Origin of the sequence: Halobacillus aidingensis, from assembly GCF_900104185.1 — a bacterium.
Taxonomy (GTDB): Bacteria; Bacillota; Bacilli; order Bacillales; family Halobacillaceae; genus Halobacillus; species Halobacillus aidingensis.
In genome coordinates this window covers 224,827-244,464 of record NZ_FNIZ01000004.1, presented here as the reverse complement: position 1 = coordinate 244,464, position 19,638 = coordinate 224,827, and the positions used below count along the sequence as shown (strand labels likewise).

Sequence of the window (19,638 nt, the reverse complement as noted above, 5' to 3'; positions counted from 1 at the left end):
CCCTTTTATGCAAAGAGAATTGGTTGAAAAAATTTCATTAACCCAACTATTTATTCTTGTTAGTGCCTTTTTATTTGGGAGTGCCATTGTAGTAGGAATTGGTGGGGAGGCCAAACAAGACAGTTGGATTGCGGTGATTGTTGCCTGCTTATTAAGTATTATTCCTGTATGGTTTTACACTTTCTTATTATCGAGGATTCCAGAGAAGAATTTATTTGAAATTATGGAGATTGTTTTGGGAAAAGTAATCTCAAAAGTATTCATTCTATTGTATATCCTGTATTTCTTCTACGTATCGGCGAGAGTTCTGAGAGATTTTGGAGAATTGATTGTTGGAGACATGTTAGTGAACACTCCAATTGAAGTGATCTCCATCACCTTCATGCTGTTCGTCGCCTATATCCTCTACCTTGGCTTGGAAGTTTTAGGGCGTTTTTCTGAAATTTATGCCCCTTATTTGATGGGTTCGATCTTCGCGATTGGTATCTTGCTTTTATTTAGTAGAGAACTCCACGTTAAAAATGTTATGCCCATACTTCCCGAAGGCATAGGACCTGTGATAGGCACGGTCTTTCCTGAATTGATTACTTTTCCATTTGGTGAACTTGTAGCCTTTATGATGATCCTTCCCTATGCCAGTAAGGTTCGTTATGCCGGGAAAACGACAATTTTTGCTTTAATAGTCAGCGGTCTTATCTTGGCTTATTCGTCCTTTGTGCAAATAGCGACTTTAGGTCCCGAAGCAAAATTAAGGTCCAAATTCCCGCTTTTAACCGCTACGGGGGAAATTTCTTTATGGGACTTTATTGAACGTGTCGACTTAATCATTATTTTTGTTGTGATGTTTGGCATTTTGGTGAAAGTCAGCATTTTCTTTTATGGCGGGTTAAAAGGGTTAGAACTAGTTTTCAATCGACCTTATCGTGCTTTCATCTACCCCATGGCGATGATCATTGCTTTTATGTCTATTATCATCAGTAAGAATTTTGCTGAACATATAAGTGAGGGAATTAGCATGGTACCATGGATTATTCATTTTCCATTCCAATTTGGTATCCCATTACTTCTTTTCCCTTTTGTTTTATGGAAAGCTAAAGTTTTAAAATCAGAAGGGAAGAAAAGATAATGGGATGGATAAAAAAGATCTTACTTTCACAAAAATCCTACAACCAGGACAAGTCTCTGAAACATGAACAGTTGTCGCTTGGGAAAGAGGCCCCTCCATTATCAAAAGATTTAAAAGAAAATCAGTCGAACATTGAAAAAGCCTTTGAAAATGCAAAGGATTTTAAAATAGAGAATATTCATGTAGGGAACAGAGAAGGAATGATATGTTATTTGAACAGTATGACGGATACATCCTTATTGGCTGAGAAAATCATGGTGCCTCTATCCAACTCTTCTCAACAAGACAGAAGCATAACCAATTTAGAAGAATTCGAATCCTACCGTAAAGAATTTTTTTCGGGGGTAGGCTACCACTTTCATGATAAGCTTCATGGGCTGATCGATGATGTTCTGGCAGGGTACGCAGGAGTGATCGTCGATGGGCAGCCAAAGGGTCTTTCACTTCATGTCGGGAATATTGAATATCGGCCGATTGAAGAACCCAGCACACAAACGGTGATTCGTGGACCTAAAGAAGGATTTACAGAATCGATGGATACAAATATAAGTTTAATTCGCAGAAGAATCCAAAATACTTCCCTCAAATTTGAAACCATGACTGTTGGAAAGGACACTCGAACTTCGGTAACGATTGCCTATATCGACGGGGTTATAAACGAAGGAATTTTAGACGAAGTAAAGAAACGGATAAAAAAGATCAGGACCCATGCTATTTTTGACTCTGGAAATGTGGAGGAATATATTTCAGATAAAAACATGACGGTTTTTCCATTGATCTACAATACAGAAAGACCGGATAGTGCTGCAGCTAATTTATTAGAAGGAAAAGCAGTGATTATCGTAAATGGAAGTCCTTTCGTATTAATCGCCCCTACAGTTTTTAGTGACTTTTTTGAAGCAACCGAGGATTATTATCAATCATTTTTTATTGGTTCCTTTATTCGACTGATTCGTTATGCCTCCTTTCTGATTGCATTAACTCTGCCTTCCTTATATGTGGCACTTACAGCTTTTCATCACGCTCTCATTCCAACTGATTTGCTTTTCAGCTTGCAGGCTCAACGGGAAGGTGTGCCCTTCCCTGCTGTTATCGAATTGTTAATCATGGAAGTCACTTTTGAAATTTTAAGGGAAGCAGGAATTCGAATGCCTCGGGCAATTGGGCAGACGATATCCATTGTAGGAGCTCTGGTTATTGGGCAGGCTGCTGTAGAAGCTGGCCTCGTATCGAACGCTCTTGTCATTGTGATTGCATTAACCGCTCTAGCCACATTTGTATCCCCTATCGCGAGTTTTACAGCGGCAGCCCGTTTGTTACGATTTATATTTATATTCATGGCCGCGGTATTTGGGCTGTATGGAATCCTGCTATGTCTCTTTTTCATGGTCGCCCATCTTGTTAGTTTACGATCATTCGGTGTCCCTTACCTTGCCCCTATTGCACCATTTATTGCGGAAGATCAGGAAGATGTATTTCTTCGCTTTCCTTTCTTTTCTAATAAAAGAAGACCACATTATCTGAAGACTGAATCGCCTTTGAAAAATCCAGAGTCTGAATCTCCCACTCCTCCTCGCAGCAAAAAGGGGGGCGGATCATGAAGGCGATGAAACTTCTCCTGCCCAGCTTGTTATTACTTGGATTACTTAGTGGCTGTTGGGATACAAAAGAACTGAATGATGTAGCTTTTGTTACGGGTGTTGCGGTTGAACAAGGGGAGGATGCGAAATTTAAAGTAACAGTAGGAGTCGCAAATGCAAGTCAATTGAACGTTCAGAAATCCGAAGGGAACACTCCTTCTGTTACCTTTAGCTTAGAGGGAAATTCAATTTCCGAGTTATTAGATAAAATGAATGTAGGATTGACGAGGGAACTAAGGTTTTCGCACACGAGAACATTAGTTATTGGAGAAGAAGTCGCCCGTGAAGGGATCTCAGGCTTTTTAGATTACTTAGAACGGTCAGGACAGTTTCGCAATAATTTCACCATGCTTATTGCTCAAAATATTTCAGCGGCTGATATATTGAAAACCACCTTTCCTATTCAAAAAATCCCATCTCTGAAGGTTCATAATCAGTCGTCCACCTTATTTGAACAGTGGGGGGGAGCACCTGATATGAAATTATCAGATTTTATTGCAGCTCTTACTTCTAGAGGGCGACAACCTGTTGCTGAGGCACTTACGATCGTTGGGACTCCCAAACAAGGACAGAGTGTAGAAAACAATAAAAAACTGGAGCCTGAATCCTTGATCACACTTGTGGGTTTAGCTGTATTTAAGGAAGATAAACTCATTGGGTATCTTAACCTTGAAGAAACACGCAATTATGTATGGACACAGGATCTCATCCAAACAACGCTTACAGTCCCGTGTGGGGAAGAAAAGTATATCGATGTACGAATCTTAAACTCTAAATCCACCATTCATGCCAATTACGATGGGGAAACACCTAATTTCCAAGTGGAAATTGTTGCAGAATCATTCCTCAATGGTACGCAGTGCAAGGATAACCTGGAGAAGATCGAAACGTATAAAAAGTTTGAAAAAGATATTGAAGAAATGGTAGAAACCATGATCTTAAATACTGTTACAAAAGTTCAAGAAGAATATGAAGTGGATATTTTCGGATTTGGGGAAGTGATGAGGAGGCAGCATTATCAAAGATTTGAAGCGGTGAAAGATCAGTGGGATGAACAATTTAGTAAAGCAGACATTGATATAACAGCAAACATTTTCTTAAGAAGGGCTGGAACGTCTAACAAAAGCTTTTTAACGGAAGATGAGTAGCAGTATCTCAGATAACAAATTCAGATGGCCGTACCTCCCTGATTAAGATTTGAGCTCTATGTTGGTCTTTCCTATTCAATCCTGGGAAAGAAAATACAGTTCATACTAACAGAAAATGAAAGCACCTGTCCCCACCCCCAAAATGATTCTGTGAGTGGGGGGGCAGGTGCTTCTTAAATAAAATAATTCCCGCTGTTCCTACAATCTATTTTATAAAATAACCGTCCTTTCCTGAGTCATGATTTTAATTCGAAGGAATATATTTCAAGGGAAGGAGGACGGTTATGATTCTAAAAATGATAGATTTAAGTTTAATGGCCGAACACTTGGCTGTTCATAAAGCTGAATTAGCAAAGTTAGAGTCGCTGATTTGCAGCCTGGAAGAACAAGAGGTCAAGCAGGTCGCAACAGAGCAGTATATGATTATGAAAAATCATGTGAAAGTTATGGTCGCACTTATGGATCCAGTTCAAAATGAAACCATAGGAATCAATGATCTACATAAGTGGGAACCTGTGCAATTTAACTGCCAAGGCACCTCCATAGGCATGTCCCCAGAAAATATTTTAACAGTACTTAAAACTTCTGCTGAAACAATGGCTAACAAAAATTTTAATTCAGGGTTGAGGATGAAAGCGGAAAACGTACGTAATATTCATATTCATATGGCCTTGCAGCAAATGATGATCCTCAATCGATATATTGCCTTGATGGATAAATTCGTAAAAGAAAAAGCACCAGAGAGTTCACGGGAGGAGCAAGTCCAAACATATGAGACATTCAAAAACTTTTTCAATCGGTAAGGAATAGGGAGAGCAATCGTTTCTCTCTAATTAGGTAATCTCATGTCAGGAATTTTTATACCGGTCAATCATCTTCGGAAATTGAAAAAATATCTCTACACAATGAAAGTGCCTCACCTCCGCTATACTTGAGCAATCTTAGCGGGGGACGGGCGCTTTTTTTTCTTTGAATTCCTTTTGACAGCCTTCAAAAGACATGTTAGTGTTAAAAACGTTAAATAAATTCTTAACAAACTTAATTCACTTCAGAATTGGAGTTGATCAAATGAACGTAAATTTAAAACTTAAACAATACATCAATGGGGAATGGGTAGACGCGAATTCCGAGGAAACTCGTACGATTATCAATCCATTCAACCAAGAAACAATCGCCATCGTTCCAGAAGGCGATGAAACAGATACAAAAGCGGCCATTGCTGCAGCAAGAGAAGCTTTCGATCACGGTGAATGGCCGACGACTCCGGCAACGGAACGTGGAGTGATCGTTCGTAAGATTGCTGAATTTATCGAGAGAGATAAAGAAGAATTGGCTTATCTGGAATCACTGGATACTGGTAAAACAGTAGAAGAAAGCCGTGGAGACATGGACGATATCGCTGGCGTCTTCCGTTATTATGCAGAGATTGCTGATAAGAATGGCGGCGAGATCATCGATTCTCCAGTGCCAAACTCCATCAGTAAAGTTGTTCACGAACCGGTTGGTGTTTGCGGGCAGATTACCCCATGGAATTATCCTCTACTTCAAGCGTCCTGGAAACTGGCTCCAGCGCTTGCAACAGGAAACACTTTAATTATGAAGCCAAGTGAAATCACGCCGCTTACGCATATTAAAGTATTTGAACTGATTGAAGAAGCGGGCGTACCTGCTGGTGTGGCGAACCTCGTTCTTGGTTCAGGGGCTACCGTAGGTGCAGAGTTGTCCAGCAACGAAGATGTCGACCTTATTTCTTTTACCGGCGGTATCGTGACAGGGAAGAAAATCATGCAGGCGGCAAGCTCAAACGTGAAGAAGCTCGCTCTTGAGCTTGGCGGGAAAAACCCGAATGTTATCTTTGCTGATGCTGATTTTGACCTTGCTGTCGATCAGGCATTGAACGGAGTATTCTTCCACGCAGGGCAGATCTGTTCTGCTGGTACAAGACTGATCGTAGAAGAAAGCATTCACGATGAGTTCGTAAACGCGCTTGTCGAGCGAGTGAAGAAATTCAAACTCGGAAGCGGATTTGACGAAGATACCCAAATGGGACCACTGATTTCTGCTGAACACCTTGCGAAAGTTGAGAAGTATGTAGAAGCAGGAGTTGAAGAAGGGGCTACGTTAGCCGTTGGCGGTAAACGCCCGGAAGACCCTGAATTACAAAATGGATTCTTCTTCCTGCCGACAATTTTCACTGATTGTACAACAGACATGACCGTTGTCCAAGAAGAAGGGTTCGGTCCAGTCATTACAGTTGAGAAGTTCACGAAAGAAGAAGAAGCTGTGAAACTTGCGAATGACTCCATCTATGGCCTTGCTGGCGGTGTCTTCACAAATGATATCGCAAAAGCAGAGCGCTGTGCTGCGAAGATGCGCATGGGTACGGTATGGATTAATGAATTCAACCTGTACTTCCCACACGCCCCATGGGGTGGGTACAAGCAGTCCGGAATTGGGCGCGAACTAGGTAAATTAGGTATTGAAGAATATACAGAAACGAAGCATATTTTCCAAAACCTTAAACCAGAACAAATCAACTGGTTCTAAGCTGACCATTTATTTTAAACATTCATGAACAAACCAGATAAAGGAAGAAGGGTTTTTTGCACCTTCTTCCCGACTAAAAACATCAAGGAGGAATATTAGATGGCTATGATTGAGTCTTATGATTATGTAATCGTTGGTGGCGGTAGTGCAGGTTCTGTAATGGGAAACCGTCTAAGTGAGGATGGCAAAAAAAGCGTACTTGTACTAGAAGCAGGACGCAGTGACTATTCTTGGGATTTATTGATCCAAATGCCTGCAGCTCTTCCGTTCCCTTCAGGTAAAAACCTTTATGACTGGCAGTACGAATCCGACCCAGAACCATATATGAATGGACGCCGCATCCCTCATGCACGAGGAAAGGTTCTCGGAGGTTCCAGTTCCATTAACGGGATGATCTACCAACGCGGAAACCCGAAGGACTATGAACGCTGGGGTGCCGATGAAGGTATGACAAATTGGGATTGGGCTCACTGCCTTCCATATTTCAAGCGTCTGGAAAATGCATTGGCATCTCCTGATGATGATATGCGCGGTCATGATGGTCCAATCAAATTGGAGCGCGGTCCAGCGAAAAATCCTCTATTCCAAGCCTTCTTTGATTCAGCTGTAGAAGCTGGTTATAATCGCACACCTGATGTTAACGGATTTCGTCAGGAAGGGTTTGGCCCGTTTGATAAGCATGTGTACAAAGGGCAGCGTTTGTCCGCATCCCGTGCTTACTTGCACCCGGTCATGGACCGTGAAAACCTGACTGTTAAGACACGTGCTTTTGTTACGAGCATTGACTTTGATGGCACAAAAGCAAAAGGACTAACGTATAAGCGAAATGGAAAAATGCATCAAGTAGAAGCGGGAGAAGTCATCCTTGCCGGTGGTGCGATCAACACGCCACAGCTGCTTCAACTATCTGGTGTAGGCGATGCGAAGCACCTTCGTTCCCTTGGCATCGATCCAGTCGTTGATCTTCCGGGTGTAGGGGAAAATCTTCAGGATCACCTTGAAGTTTACGTCCAGCACGCATGCCCGGTTCCTGTTTCCGAACAGCCGAACCTTCAGAAACGACGCATGCCTTGGATCGGCCTACAGTGGATGCTTGGACGTACAGGTCCAGCTGCGACGAACCATTTCGAAGGCGGAGGTTTCGTCCGTTCCAATGATGAGGTCGACTACCCGAACTTGATGTTCCACTTCCTTCCGGTAGCGGTTCGTTACGACGGGCAGAAAGCACCGACAGATCACGGATTCCAAGTGCACATCGGACCAATGTACTCTGATGCCCGCGGATCATTGAAGATTAAATCAAAAGATCCGAAAGAGCATCCAAGCATGGTTTACAACTACCTTTCTACAGAACAGGACAAACGTGAGTGGATCGAAGCGATTAATATCACTCGTGAAATTATGTCCCAGCCTTCTATGAAGCCTTATAACGCTGGCGAAATTTCACCTGGTCCTACGGTTCAAACAGAGGAAGAAATCCTTGAATGGGTAAGAGAAGATGCGGAAACGGCTCTTCACCCATCTTGTACAGCTAAAATGGGACCTGAATCAGATCCAATGTCTGTTGTAGACCCGGAATCTATGAAGGTTCACGGACTTGATAATGTACGTGTAGTCGATGCGTCTGCTATGCCGTATGTTACAAACGGCAACATCCACGCACCTGTATTAATGTTGGCAGAAAAAGCAGCAGACTTGATCCTTGGACGTAAGCCACTGGATCCAATCGATGCTGATTACTACCAGCACGGTGTTCACCCAGCTGATGCAGGGACAGTTCCTAAATCCAAATCTAAAGCTGTAACAAAATAAAACGTAAATGGAGAAGGTCTCTTCAAAATGTATGGCTAGTGAAGCGTACATGGATGAAGGAGAGCCTTCTCTTTTTTGTTGTTTTTAATAATCTTGATGGGCTTTCATAAGGAACATTCTTGAAAAAAACGTTCCATCCGTTGTTTGGATGGAACGCTTTTTGTACAGAAGTAGCATCGCTCAATTAACTGTACTGTGGTTCTTTTCGGGACTTCTTCCGTTCACTGCGAATGGTTGACTGCGCGGCTGCAAGCCTGGCGGATGGCACGCGGAAAGGGGAGCAGCTTACATATTCCAACCCTAAGTCAAAGCAGAATTGGATGGATTCTTTTTCTCCTCCATGTTCTCCACAAATCCCTGTTTTCAGTGCGGGATTTGTTGCTTTGCCCAGTTTCACACCATTTTCCACAAGTTTCCCGACACCATCCTGATCTAATGAAACAAATGGATTTCTTTTTAGTACATCGCTATCTACATAATGCTGGAGAAACTTCCCTTCTGCATCGTCTCGACTAAATCCAAACGTCGTTTGAGTTAAATCATTGGTTCCGAAAGAGAAAAAGTCTGCTTCTTCAGCAATCTGATCGGCGGTGAGTGCCGCGCGCGGCGTTTCAATCATGGTACCAATAAGGTAATCGAATGCTAGGCCTGTTTCCGTCTGAACGTGTTGGCTGATCCGGATGACCAACTCTCGCATTTCTTTCAGTTCATTCACATGACTGACCAGAGGTATCATGATTTCAGGTTTAACTGTGATTCCTTTTTTCATGACGTTAGACATCGCCTGGAAAATGGCCAAGATTTGCATTTCGTAAATTTCAGGATGGATCATACCTAAGCGGCAGCCACGAAGGCCTAACATCGGGTTCGATTCTTCTAATAATCGTACTTTTCGTAAAAGGGTTTGTTTTTCCTGCAACTCGTTTGAGTCAGGACTAGTGATTTGCAGTTTTGTCACATCAACGAGCAGTTCTTCTTTGTCCGGCATAAATTCATGAAGCGGAGGATCTAGTAATCGTATGGTGATGGGGTGTCCCTGCATCGTTTCAAAAATTTGTTCGAAATCCTGTTGCTGCATGGGCAGGAGTTGATCGAGTGACTCCTTCCGTTCCGTTGTTGTTTCAGATAAAATCATGCTTTGAACCGTAGGAATGCGAGAGGCATCCATAAACATATGTTCGGTACGGCAAAGCCCAATGCCGCCGGCTCCAAATTCCAAGGCTTTCGCAGCATCTGTTGGATTATCAGCATTCGCTCGTACTCCGATCTTTCTTTCTTCATCTGCCCAGCGAAGCAGCAATTGGAATTCATCGGAAAGTTCCGGTTCAATCATTGGGATTTCACCGAGGAAGATTTCTCCTGTCGAGCCGTCAATCGTAATGATCTCTCCCTGGTTCACAGTCGTATCCCCTACGGCAAACTGTTTGGAGTCTAAATGAATTTTAAGAGAGTCACAACCGCATATGCATGCTTTCCCCATCCCTCTAGCTACCACGGCGGCATGGCTTGTCATTCCGCCTCGGCTCGTAACCGTAGCTTGAGCAGCGACGATTCCATGGATGTCATCAGGAGTCGTTTCGGGACGAACAAGGATGACCTTTTTTCCTTCCTTGGAAAGCTTATCGGCTTCATCAGCATCAAAAACGACTTGGCCTGTGGCTGCCCCAGGGGAAGCGGGTAAACCTGCTGCTAATTTTTCTCTCTTGTATTCAGGGTCGATGCGGTGGTGGAGCAGTTGATTGAGCTGATCGGGATCGACACGTAAAAGGGCTTCACGTTGATCCATAATTTTTTCTTTTACCATTTCAACAGCGATCCGGATGGCTGCCTGGGCGGTTCGTTTCCCTGTCCGCGTTTGAAGAATGAACAGCTTTCCGCGTTCTACTGTAAATTCGATGTCCTGCATATCTTTGTAATGGTCTTCTAATAACTGGCAGGTATTCACCAATTGTTGATAGACATCCGGCATTTCATCCTTGAGCGTCGCAATCGGCTGAGGCGTTCGAATTCCTGCGACGACATCTTCTCCTTGGGCATTAATCAGATATTCTCCATAAAGCTTAGACTCACCGGTGGATGGGTTGCGTGTGAAAGCAACCCCCGTGCCGGAATCCTCTCCCATATTTCCGAAAACCATGCTCTGAATGTTGACAGCTGTACCAAGGTGGCCCGGAATTTGATGAAGGCGGCGATACAGGATGGCCCGTTTGTTATTCCATGAGTCAAACACGGCTTGGATCGTAAGGAAAAGCTGTTCTTTTGGATCCTGAGGAAAGCTCCGCTTCGTATTTTTGAGCACAATCGATTTGAACGCTTCTATCACTTCTTTCCAATCTTCGGCTGTGAGTTCTGTATCGGATTGGTATCCTTTTTCTTCGCGGATTTCTTCCAACTGTTGTTCAAAAAAGTAGTTTTCTATATCCAGGACAACATTTCCGAACATTTGAATGAACCGGCGATAGGAATCATAGGCAAAGCGAGCGTTATTCGTAAGTTCCGCCATTCCTTTAACCGTTTCATCATTCATTCCAAGGTTCAAAACGGTATCCATCATACCTGGCATGGAATGTACGGCACCTGAGCGTACAGAAACGAGAAGTGGATTGGTTGGATTCCCTAATTTTTTATCTGTTTTCTCTTCAAGGACTTGAAGGGATTGTAATACTTGGGATTCGACTTCTGGTGATATGACTTTTTCTGCATCATAATAGGCGTTACAGGCTGCTGTCGTAATCGTAAAACCATAAGGTACTGGTAAACCGATTCTTGTCATTTCCGCTAAGTTCGCACCTTTTCCACCCAGAAGTTCCTTCATACCACTTTCAGATTGATCAAACATGAATACAAAATTGTTTTCCATTAGGCAAAGCTCCCCCTTTTATTAAACATGGCCAGAATGATATCGGCTGTCTCTTCAATCGCCTTATTGGAGACATCAATCACTGGACATCCAATCTTCTTCATAGTGTCTTCTGCACACGTCAATTCTTCAAAGATCCTATTCAATGAGGCATAACTGGCTGAATTTGTTAGTCCCAGCCTTTTTAATCGTTCTTTACGAATGTCATTTAATTTTTCCGGTGAGATGACTAATCCAATGCATTTCTTCCTAGGTATTTTAAAAAGTTCTTCAGGAGGCGGGACCTCCGGGATGAGAGGTACGTTGGCTACCTTGAATTGTTTATTCGCTAGATACATAGAAAGAGGAGTCTTTGAGGTTCTCGACACGCCGATGAGAACAATGTCTGCCTGTTTCAATCCTCTAACTTCCTGACCGTCATCATATTTCACAGCAAACTCAATGGCTTCCACTCGTTTGAAATAGTTCTCATCCAACTTTCTCATCTGTCCAGGTTCGCGGTTGGGCTGCCTATTGAACTTTTGAGTGAAGGCATTCATCAACGGATACATTAAATCCACAGCAATGATTTGTTCTTCTTCAGCTCTGTGGTCCATGTATTCCTTTAACTCAGGCAGGACGATGGTGTAGGCAATGATGGATGGACGATACTTCGCCAAAGTGATGACGTTATTAATATCCTGCTTGTCCTCCACATAGGAAAAGTGCTGGATCTCAACATCCTGACCAAAAAATTGACTCACCACAGCTTTTACCATTAATTCAGCTGTTTCCCCGACTGAATCTGACACGATATAAACCATTTCTTGATTAGTCACAATCCAACTCCCTCACTATTAGTCATACAGGAAGTAAATGAAATCGCTGGTGTGTATGTACAGCTCACTACTTTTTCATACCTTCCCGATTAATATGTCACACTAATATTGTGATAATGAATAAATGTGACATACTATTACTGAATAGTATAGTATCATTGTTTTCGGCTCGGTACAACAAAAAGATTGTTTAACGCTTAAAGCAACTTTAAAAGGTTGGGAGAAATCAAGGCTATACTACGGAAGGATATAATCATCTTTTTATGAATGGGCTATAATAAAAGTAACCCTGTAGGAAGTCAGCCCCTTTTTTGAAGAGACGGTGAATTCAATGTGTACCGACGATTTTTCATAAGTTTTACCGTAAGCTCCGGGTAGTTTATAATGAGGGGCAAACAAGAAAAGACAGGAAGTGCCTATGAGTAAACGAAAGAACCAAGGATATAAAAAAACGAAGAATAAACCGAAGAGGTCAGGTAAGCCATATGGAAAACAGAAATCCTCTTCACATACACCACCTAAAGGTAAGTCTACACGTGGACAAAAACCTGTAACTGCAGAAGTGACCTGCTCAGGTCTGACCGATGAAGGAAAAGGGATCGCTGAGTGGAAGGGGAAGCAGTTGGAAGTCCCACTTTTGTTACCTGGGGAAAAGGCTGAGGTAAACATCATTCAAAAGGGCCGGTTTTTGGACGCAGAGTTGAAGAATGTGCTCATTTCAGAAGAAGAACGCGTCGATCCACCTTGCCCGTATTATTACGAGTGCGGGGGTTGTCAACTTCAGCACATGAGCAACGATGCACAAGCGCGTTTCAAGCAGGAAACGATTGATCACTTGATGAAGCCATTCGGAAAACCGGATCCTATTTTCACGATGGACCATCCGTATGATTACAGGAATAAGAACCATAATACCTTCGGTTTGAATCACAAGCGTCAGGTCATTGGCGGGTTGTATGCGCAGCATACGCACGAAATCATCCCGATGGATCGTTGTCTTATCCATGACCCTAAGGCAGATGAAATCATCGATACCATCAAGGACTATCTCAAGAACTCAAAAATGCAGCCGTATGACGAAGACACGGGACGCGGCTTTTTACGGCATGTGTTAATCAAAGTCGGCAAAGTCAGTGGAGAGATCATGGTCGTGCTGGTCGCAGCCTCCTCTGAGTTCAAAGGGAAAAACAATTTTGTGAAGGCCCTGAGGAAAGCTCATCCAGATATTACGACCATGCTATTGAATGTGAATAAACGGGATACGAGTGTTGTTCTCGGCGAACAGGAAAAAGTATTGTTCGGGAAAGGAACCATTACCGACACGTTGTGCGGGCTTGAATTTGAGATTTCGGCAAAGTCATTCTATCAAATCAATCCGGTCCAGACAGAAAAGTTGTACGGAAAAGCGATTGAAATGGCCGAGCTCAGTGGAAACGAGACTGTGATCGATGCGTACTGCGGGATTGGCACGATCGGGCTCGTGGCCAGCCGCAAAGCTGGGAAAGTCATCGGCGTAGAGGTGAATAAGGACGCCGTACGGGATGCCATCCGTAATTCCAAGCGCAATGGCGTGACCAATGCACGGTTCTATCAAGGCGACGCTGGCGAATTCATGGTCGATATGGCTGCACGCGGGGAGAAAGCGGATGTCGTGATTATGGATCCACCGAGAAGCGGGAGCGACGAAGCGTTTTTATCAAGTGTGGTGAAACTTAAGCCGAAGCGTGTCGTGTATGTTTCCTGTAACCCTGAAACGCAGGCGCGGGACATGAAGTACTTGGTCAAGAACGGTTATGAGGTTGAAGGGATCCAGCCGGTGGATATGTTTCCACAGACGTATCATGTGGAATCCGTGGCGAAGTTAGTGTTGAAAAGGTAGTCACTACTTAAATACAAGGTTGTGGCACGTATCACAATCAACTTAACTAGAAAAAGGTTCATCCAGAGCAGTGGATGAACCTTTTTCTATATTTGCATGACTTGGGCAGATAACCTATATCGAATCTACCTGTAATCCTTTGGGGTACCCCAGTACTCATATCGATTGTAACGGGGATCTGTGGAATCAAAACGAATGAAAATGGGAGCATGATCCAATTCAGGATAAAATTCAACATAATATCGGTCTCCATACCTGATGGCTTCAAGGGCTAAGGGGAGTTCCCACCTGAAAATAGTATTGCGAAGAGCGGATTGGTTAGACCCATACTGTCCATCCACATAAACATAGACAAAGAGGTAGGGGCAACCGTTTTCTATCCTCCATTCAGCAAGTACTTCATCTCTCATTGGGGTAATCTTGTCATAGGCATACGACAATCCCAGCGTAAGAAAAAGCTCTGCTGTTATGTCTGAGTGGGTCAATGTGTACCTGCGTCCTAACAGGGGAGCGGTTTTTGTAACACCATGCCTGAACTCAACGAAAAGTTTATCTGGATTAAGCCTTTTCAAAGGAAACCTCCTTATAAAAGACATTCATATGACCGGTAAACGGGGGCAATCCTTATTAATTGTGCTGTCATGAATTCCGTTTACTAACCTTTATTCATGTTCATGAATTCCCTCTTGAGTGTAGAGTTCAAAGCGCATATGAACCCGAACGACCGTTTTAAATCATATGCGAAGAACCCATCTGCCATTTCTTTTTTATGGAAGTGAACGTTCTTTTTATGTTTCAGTAAGGTAGCCTGGAAAAAAGAAAAAGTTGAGCCATAATAGGATGCTCAACTTTTTCGTAGGTTTTGATTTTTTTATCTTATAAGAAAAACAGAACAAACAGCTGGAGATAGATTTGGACCATGACATAAAAGGCAATGGCATATTTATAATTGAACATCAGTCCGTTCTTAATGATGCTCAACTTGTTCACAGAACTCAAGATGATCGATGGTAAAATCAGAGGAGATAACATGATCGAAATCACGCTTCCTGAAGTAATTCCTAGTACAACGATCTCAGGTGGATAGGGAAGTTCGACCCCTTGCAAAATTCCTGAAACGAGTACGATGACCGTCAAGGGGCCGAGTCCTATGAACCCTAAAATGATCACCACAAATGGGAGTACCCATAAGAAGTTCAAGAATGGTACGGCGTCTGTAATGTAAAAGAGACCGTCTATTATATACTCACCATATCCTGACTGGTTCACCGCATTGATTAAAAATCCAGCTGCCAGTAGAATCGAGAACTGCTGGGCTTTGTTAGGGATGCTTTTCGCTACATAGGTCTTCCCATTCTCCGTAATTGCGCTGCTTCTCTTACGAATGATGAAGTAAAGGATGACCCAGGCCACGATTACGATCGGGATAATGAGCAGAAGCTGAACGTCCCAAAATGCGTTGAAAAGAAAAATGGAACCGAATAACGTTACAAAAAGTATGCCGAATTCGAGTGCATCCTGGTTCCCTTTTGTATCCTGTTTCTTTTGTTCGGTGATCTTCTCAAGCTGTTCCTGGATTCCTGCCGTAAGGTCTACGCCATAATGACGTTCCTGATAATAGGAGAACAGGACAGATAATAAGATACCTGCGAATGAAATAAAAAATCCTTGTAAAATCGATAAGCCTAATGATGCACCAAGCGCATCGACGGCAAAAATAAAGCTTGGGATACTGACGACCCACATCGTCGTTAAAGAGAAAGCACGCAAGAGGGCCGTTCCTTTATAATTCTCCCACGCCTCTCCTTTTTGATTGCTTAAGAAGTCGTTGATCATGCTATAGACCATAGGGATTGATCCGAATAGTAAGAAGTAAGAAATGATTTGGGTGATTACCATCATTCCAAAATAGAACTTCCGGCTAGTATTAAGCAGATTCTGAGCGAAATTGATGACTGATTCGATATAGGGCTTTTCTTCCAGAACCCAACTGATTGTAGGAACAATCAATAAGAGCGCAATCAGTCCACTCATCACTGTGAACCCAGATACAGTACCTTCTATGAGTGAAGTGCCAGCCGAGATGTGAACAATCAGGGCAATAATCAACAGCAGAAGGGAGATCGCTGCCTGTTTCACCGGCAAGAAGAAGTATCCGAGTACAAAGGCCGCTAAACCGAATAAGGAAAGAGTGGTGGAGAGCATTTCTCCACCTATGAAATATACGATAAAATGCATGAGGACATATAGACTGATAAAAAAGGTATACCCTCGCTTTGCGATTTGTACCATTGTAAATGCTCCGTTCTTTATTGAAATGTACCTTACATATCGTACCATAAGCGAAATTCAATCGCTCGTTTTGTGCCCCCTGATGTGGAAGGTGAGAAGTTAAAAAAGCAAAAGGAATCGTGGTCGCTTCACGATTCCTTTTGCTTTTTTTATATCAATCCAGAGATCCTTTTAAGAATCCTTCCACGATCTTATTAAATTTCTCTCCATGTTCCCAGAACATAAGGTGACCTCCAAGAGCTTTCACAGACGCTTTCGGAGCAAGTTTTTCTAAATAGGGAATCGCTGTTTGAGCCCAATGTTCAGCGACCACATACAATGTCGGTGTAGTTTCACTGCTTTTTGAGGCTTCTTCCCGGTAATCAGCGAAGAGTCCTGAAGAAAATAAGTTGGCCGCTATATAGTATGGCGTGCGAAGGGATTGCTCGACAACCCACGACAATTCTTTCTCCGTTAATTTTCGCTGGACCATCACTCCGGATGCATAGGCTGTAATAAATTCCCTCTGTCCCTTTGGATGCCTGAGGTAGTTTGTATAGGCGGCAGCTAAATCATCCAGCGGCCCTTCCACCCAATCTGTATCCTGCTTCAGAGAGAGGGATTTCGGCGGCATGTCAATGAAAACCAGTGATTTGATTCCTTCCGTGCCAAACTGACGAATATACTCCCAGGCGGTCAGGCACCCGAATGACCAGCCGACAAGTGTTGCATTCTTAACCTTTAAAGCATGGAGCACTTTTTGTAAATCTCCCCCGTGCGTGACGTAATCATTTCCGTGCACCGTCAGGGTTGATCGCCCGTGACTTCTAGGATCAATGACAATCGTTCGGTGAGTTTTTGAAAAGTAACGGATTTGTTCAGAGAAGACTTCCGTCGTGAATGTAAAGCCTGGGATAAACACTAAAGGTTCTCCCGATCCAGCTTCTTGAACGAATAATTCAATACCTGGTTCTACTTCAATATAAGCTTCTTTCAATTTCATGACCTACCCCCTGAGTTCCTCTTCCTCGAATAAGATTTAAAACCCTCTTTTAATCTTATTCAAAGAATTGAGGATCTATTTCTTCTGCAGGAGGTTTGGAAAGTGGCATTTTTATAATGTTTTAAGAAGTCATCCCTCCATACTTTCATACTAGATTTGCAGGTATAAATGACTAAATGTAGTTGCTGAGCCTACCAAATTGTTTGATGAAAGAGTAGAGCGGCAATATCCCCCAATGTAGCCCGAATATATAGGAGGAGATTACATGAACCGTTTTACAATACCACGCGATATTTATTTCAGTGAAAATGCTCTTGATATATTGAAATCTTTAGAAGGAAAAAAAGCCTTGCTGGTGATCGGTGGAGGTTCTGTCAAAGAAAATGGCAACCTTGAAACGATTGAGAATAACCTGGCAGAAGCGAATGTAGAGACAAAGCTTATTGAAGGGATCAAAGAAGAACCTTCCACAGACCTTGTGCAAGAACACCTGGAGACGGTGAAGGACTTTGAACCGGATTGGATTATTGGGATCGGGGGCGGTTCCCCGATGGATGCTGCCAAAGCCTTCTGGTTGTTCTATGAACATCCGAATCTTAGTTTCGAAGATGCGACCAAACCATTTGAGCTGCCTGAACTTCGTACTAAAGCGAAATTCATCGGTATTCCAACAACAAGTGGTACAGCATCGGAGATCTCCAACCTTTCTGTAATTACCGACTCAGAAACAGGTGTAAAATATCCACTGGCAAGCTTTGAACTAACGCCGGATTTAGCCATCATCGACCCTGTTATGGTTGAATCCATGCCGAAACGTGTGACAGCTTACAGCGGAATGGATGCTGTAACCCACAGCATTGAAGCCTATGTAGCTAAACCACGAACAACATTTACAGATGCTCTTGCCAAAGAAGCGGCTGAGATCCTGAGGGAAAACCTTCTTTCTTCATACAAAGGAGATAAGGATAGCCGTGAAAAAGTCCACTATGCCCAGGCAATGGCTGGTATGGCCTTCTCTAATGCTGTATTAGGTAACGTACACAGCTTAGCGCATAAGAGTGGACCGACATTCGGAGTACCGCACGGTTGTGCCAATGCGATTTATCTTCCGTATGTCATCCAATTCAACCGTAGTGTAGTAGAAGATCGCTTTGCTGCATTGGCGAAAAGAATTGGTTTAGAAGGTCAAAATGATCAAGAATTCGTAGACGCTCTCATTGAGTGGGTCCGTGAGTTAAATCGTGAAATGGAAGTACCAAATACACTGCAGGAATTCGGGGTATCCGAAGAGCTCTTTAATGAGCACGTTGATAAGATGGCAGAAAATGCGGTAGAAGATCCATGTACAGGAACAAACCCACGTGAAACGTCTGTGGAAGAAATGAAAAAACTCTTTGTCGCCGCTTATTACGGGCAGGAAGTTGATTTTTAATTAGAAGATTTATAGAGATCAATCCACCATTGGATTGATCTCTTTTTTCTGGACAAATATATGGGCATCCATTTTAATAGAATGGAAAGGAGCGGACTTATGATCATCAAACCCCGCATCATCCCACCTGATATTGCTCATCTGGAAATGCTGCTTCATCGAATTAAACCTCACCACACGAAAATACCTCAATTAGAGGAAATCCTCTCCGCAAAACAAGCCGGTTGGAGCGGCGAACAATCCCTTGATTTTCACCTCGATTATTTGAAAGGCCCTCATTACATCCTTCACAACCTGCGCCTAAATGACGGGCGCCACTTTTTCCAAATCGACACCGTTATCTTATTCCCTTCATTCATCCTGATCCTTGAAGCTAAAAATATGATCGGTCAGATTTCTATCCATCGCGAAAAAAGAGAGATGCGTCGTGACACGGAAGGATTCCAGGATCCTGTAGAGCAGGCCGAACGGCAAAAGTATTTATTAGACGAGTGGTTGTATAACCACCTGGGAACCCGTATGCCCATCGACTTCCTGGTCGTCTTCACAAACCGACGGTGCACGTTGGAATTTGACTCCTCAGATTCTAGTATCTATGAAAAAGTCATACGGGCTACTAGTTTGGTTGATACCATCGAAAAGAAAAAAGGTTTTTATCCCAAGAGGATGTTTGGAAAGGAAGAACTCTCCCGGATCGGACAAGCTCTGGTTGATGCCCACAAGGAGTATATCCCTGACTACATGAGTCGCTACAATTTGAATTATTCTGATCTGCAAAAAGGAGTCAGATGCCCGGCGTGTGGAAAGTATTCGATGAAAAGAACAAAAATGAAATGGGCATGTCCTGTTTGTTTTCATATATCTCTCTATGCCCATGAACAAGCATTGAGAGAATATGCTGTGCTGGTAGCGAAAATCATTAGTAATAAAGAAGCTCGAGACTTTTTAAGGATCAGTTCAAGACATGTGGTTTATCGACTATTAAGCGCTTATTGTAAGGAGAGAAGAGGTTCTACTAAAAAAGCGAGATTCCTATTGGAGTGAAAAACTTTTTAATAAAGCCTCCGTGGCGCCAAAGAGAGAGCAAGTCGCACCAAAGGGA

At 43.0% G+C, this 19,638-nt stretch carries 14 protein-coding genes; 9 read left to right on the top strand and 5 right to left on the bottom strand.

The genetic code is table 11. The annotated features are described in order from the left end of the window. The first annotated feature begins 7 nt into the window (after positions 1-7). The 6 genes from BLS23_RS05965 to betA all read left to right on the top strand — a co-directional run bounded on the left by BLS23_RS05965 (position 8) and on the right by betA (position 8,273). Positions 8-1,126, top strand: coding sequence for a GerAB/ArcD/ProY family transporter (locus BLS23_RS05965; RefSeq protein WP_089651626.1), 1,119 nt, complete (start codon positions 8-10; stop codon positions 1,124-1,126). Then, entirely contained in the window at positions 1,126-2,727 is a 1,602-nt protein-coding gene (locus tag BLS23_RS05960) for a spore germination protein (protein ID WP_089651625.1), read from the top strand. Before BLS23_RS05965 ends, BLS23_RS05960 begins: the two co-directional genes overlap by 1 nt. Beyond that, a complete protein-coding gene (locus tag BLS23_RS05955; RefSeq protein ID WP_089651624.1) occupies positions 2,724-3,914 on the top strand; it encodes a Ger(x)C family spore germination protein in 1,191 nt (396 codons plus the stop codon). Before BLS23_RS05960 ends, BLS23_RS05955 begins: the two co-directional genes overlap by 4 nt. Positions 3,915-4,198: 284 nt before the next feature. Next, the gene (locus BLS23_RS05950; RefSeq protein ID WP_089651623.1) at positions 4,199-4,717 is read left to right on the top strand and encodes a hypothetical protein; all 519 of its coding nucleotides are present in this window, start codon (positions 4,199-4,201) and stop codon (positions 4,715-4,717) included. A gap of 265 nt (positions 4,718-4,982) precedes the next feature. Continuing rightward, entirely contained in the window at positions 4,983-6,461 is a 1,479-nt protein-coding gene (gene betB / locus BLS23_RS05945) for a betaine-aldehyde dehydrogenase (protein WP_089651622.1), read from the top strand. Between the two features lie 105 nt (positions 6,462-6,566). Then, a complete protein-coding gene (gene betA / locus BLS23_RS05940) occupies positions 6,567-8,273 on the top strand; it encodes a choline dehydrogenase (protein WP_089651669.1) in 1,707 nt (568 codons plus the stop codon). Positions 8,274-8,457: 184 nt separating this feature from the next. Here the strand turns inward: betA and ppdK are convergent, their stop codons facing one another. Together ppdK and BLS23_RS05930 are read right to left on the bottom strand one after the other, a co-directional pair. Continuing rightward, positions 8,458-11,133, bottom strand: coding sequence for a pyruvate, phosphate dikinase (ppdK, locus tag BLS23_RS05935; protein WP_089651621.1), 2,676 nt, complete (start codon positions 11,131-11,133; stop codon positions 8,458-8,460). Continuing rightward, the gene (locus BLS23_RS05930) at positions 11,133-11,951 is read right to left on the bottom strand and encodes a pyruvate, water dikinase regulatory protein (protein ID WP_089651620.1); all 819 of its coding nucleotides are present in this window, start codon (positions 11,949-11,951) and stop codon (positions 11,133-11,135) included. The genes ppdK and BLS23_RS05930 overlap by 1 nt, the downstream gene beginning before the upstream one ends. A 418-nt stretch (positions 11,952-12,369) precedes the next feature. Here BLS23_RS05930 and rlmD point away from each other — a divergent pair, with 418 nt between their 5' ends. Further along, positions 12,370-13,830, top strand: coding sequence for a 23S rRNA (uracil(1939)-C(5))-methyltransferase RlmD (rlmD, locus tag BLS23_RS05925; RefSeq protein WP_089651619.1), 1,461 nt, complete (start codon positions 12,370-12,372; stop codon positions 13,828-13,830). Positions 13,831-13,955: 125 nt separating this feature from the next. Here the strand turns inward: rlmD and BLS23_RS05920 are convergent, their stop codons facing one another. From BLS23_RS05920 to BLS23_RS05910, 3 genes are all read right to left on the bottom strand, one after another. After that, on the bottom strand, positions 13,956-14,402 hold the full coding sequence (locus BLS23_RS05920) for a staygreen family protein (protein ID WP_089651618.1): 447 nt from the start codon (positions 14,400-14,402) through the stop codon (positions 13,956-13,958). Between the two features lie 304 nt (positions 14,403-14,706). Beyond that, positions 14,707-16,122, bottom strand: a complete 1,416-nt coding sequence (locus tag BLS23_RS05915) for a hypothetical protein (RefSeq protein ID WP_089651617.1) — start codon at positions 16,120-16,122, stop codon at positions 14,707-14,709. Between the two features lie 154 nt (positions 16,123-16,276). Continuing rightward, on the bottom strand, positions 16,277-17,104 hold the full coding sequence (locus BLS23_RS05910; protein ID WP_089651616.1) for an alpha/beta fold hydrolase: 828 nt from the start codon (positions 17,102-17,104) through the stop codon (positions 16,277-16,279). 265 nt (positions 17,105-17,369) lie between these two features. On the opposite strand from BLS23_RS05910, the gene BLS23_RS05905 reads away from it, so the two are divergent. Beyond that, positions 17,370-18,536 carry an iron-containing alcohol dehydrogenase gene (locus BLS23_RS05905; protein ID WP_089651615.1) on the top strand — a complete coding sequence of 389 codons (1,167 nt, stop codon included), beginning with the start codon at positions 17,370-17,372 and terminating at the stop codon, positions 18,534-18,536. A 99-nt stretch (positions 18,537-18,635) separates the two neighbouring features. Next, positions 18,636-19,580 carry a nuclease-related domain-containing protein gene (locus BLS23_RS05900; protein WP_167356019.1) on the top strand — a complete coding sequence of 315 codons (945 nt, stop codon included), beginning with the start codon at positions 18,636-18,638 and terminating at the stop codon, positions 19,578-19,580. The last annotated feature ends 58 nt before the right edge of the window (positions 19,581-19,638 follow it).

Bases quoted from the DNA above. Each gene is read 5' to 3' on its own strand.
- BLS23_RS05960 (WP_089651625.1), top strand. From the start codon at position 1,126: ATGGGATGGATAAAAAAGATCTTACTTTCACAAAAATCCTACAACCAG.
- BLS23_RS05910 (WP_089651616.1), bottom strand. From the start codon at position 17,104: ATGAAATTGAAAGAAGCTTATATTGAAGTAGAACCAGGTATTGAATTA.
- rlmD (WP_089651619.1), top strand. From the start codon at position 12,370: ATGAGTAAACGAAAGAACCAAGGATATAAAAAAACGAAGAATAAACCG.
- BLS23_RS05955 (WP_089651624.1), top strand. From the start codon at position 2,724: ATGAAGGCGATGAAACTTCTCCTGCCCAGCTTGTTATTACTTGGATTA.
- ppdK (WP_089651621.1), bottom strand. From the start codon at position 11,133: ATGGAAAACAATTTTGTATTCATGTTTGATCAATCTGAAAGTGGTATG.
- BLS23_RS05900 (WP_167356019.1), top strand. From the start codon at position 18,636: ATGATCATCAAACCCCGCATCATCCCACCTGATATTGCTCATCTGGAA.
- BLS23_RS05965 (WP_089651626.1), top strand. From the start codon at position 8: ATGCAAAGAGAATTGGTTGAAAAAATTTCATTAACCCAACTATTTATT.
- BLS23_RS05915 (WP_089651617.1), bottom strand. From the start codon at position 16,122: ATGGTACAAATCGCAAAGCGAGGGTATACCTTTTTTATCAGTCTATAT.
- BLS23_RS05950 (WP_089651623.1), top strand. From the start codon at position 4,199: ATGATTCTAAAAATGATAGATTTAAGTTTAATGGCCGAACACTTGGCT.
- BLS23_RS05905 (WP_089651615.1), top strand. From the start codon at position 17,370: ATGAACCGTTTTACAATACCACGCGATATTTATTTCAGTGAAAATGCT.
- betA (WP_089651669.1), top strand. From the start codon at position 6,567: ATGATTGAGTCTTATGATTATGTAATCGTTGGTGGCGGTAGTGCAGGT.
- betB (WP_089651622.1), top strand. From the start codon at position 4,983: ATGAACGTAAATTTAAAACTTAAACAATACATCAATGGGGAATGGGTA.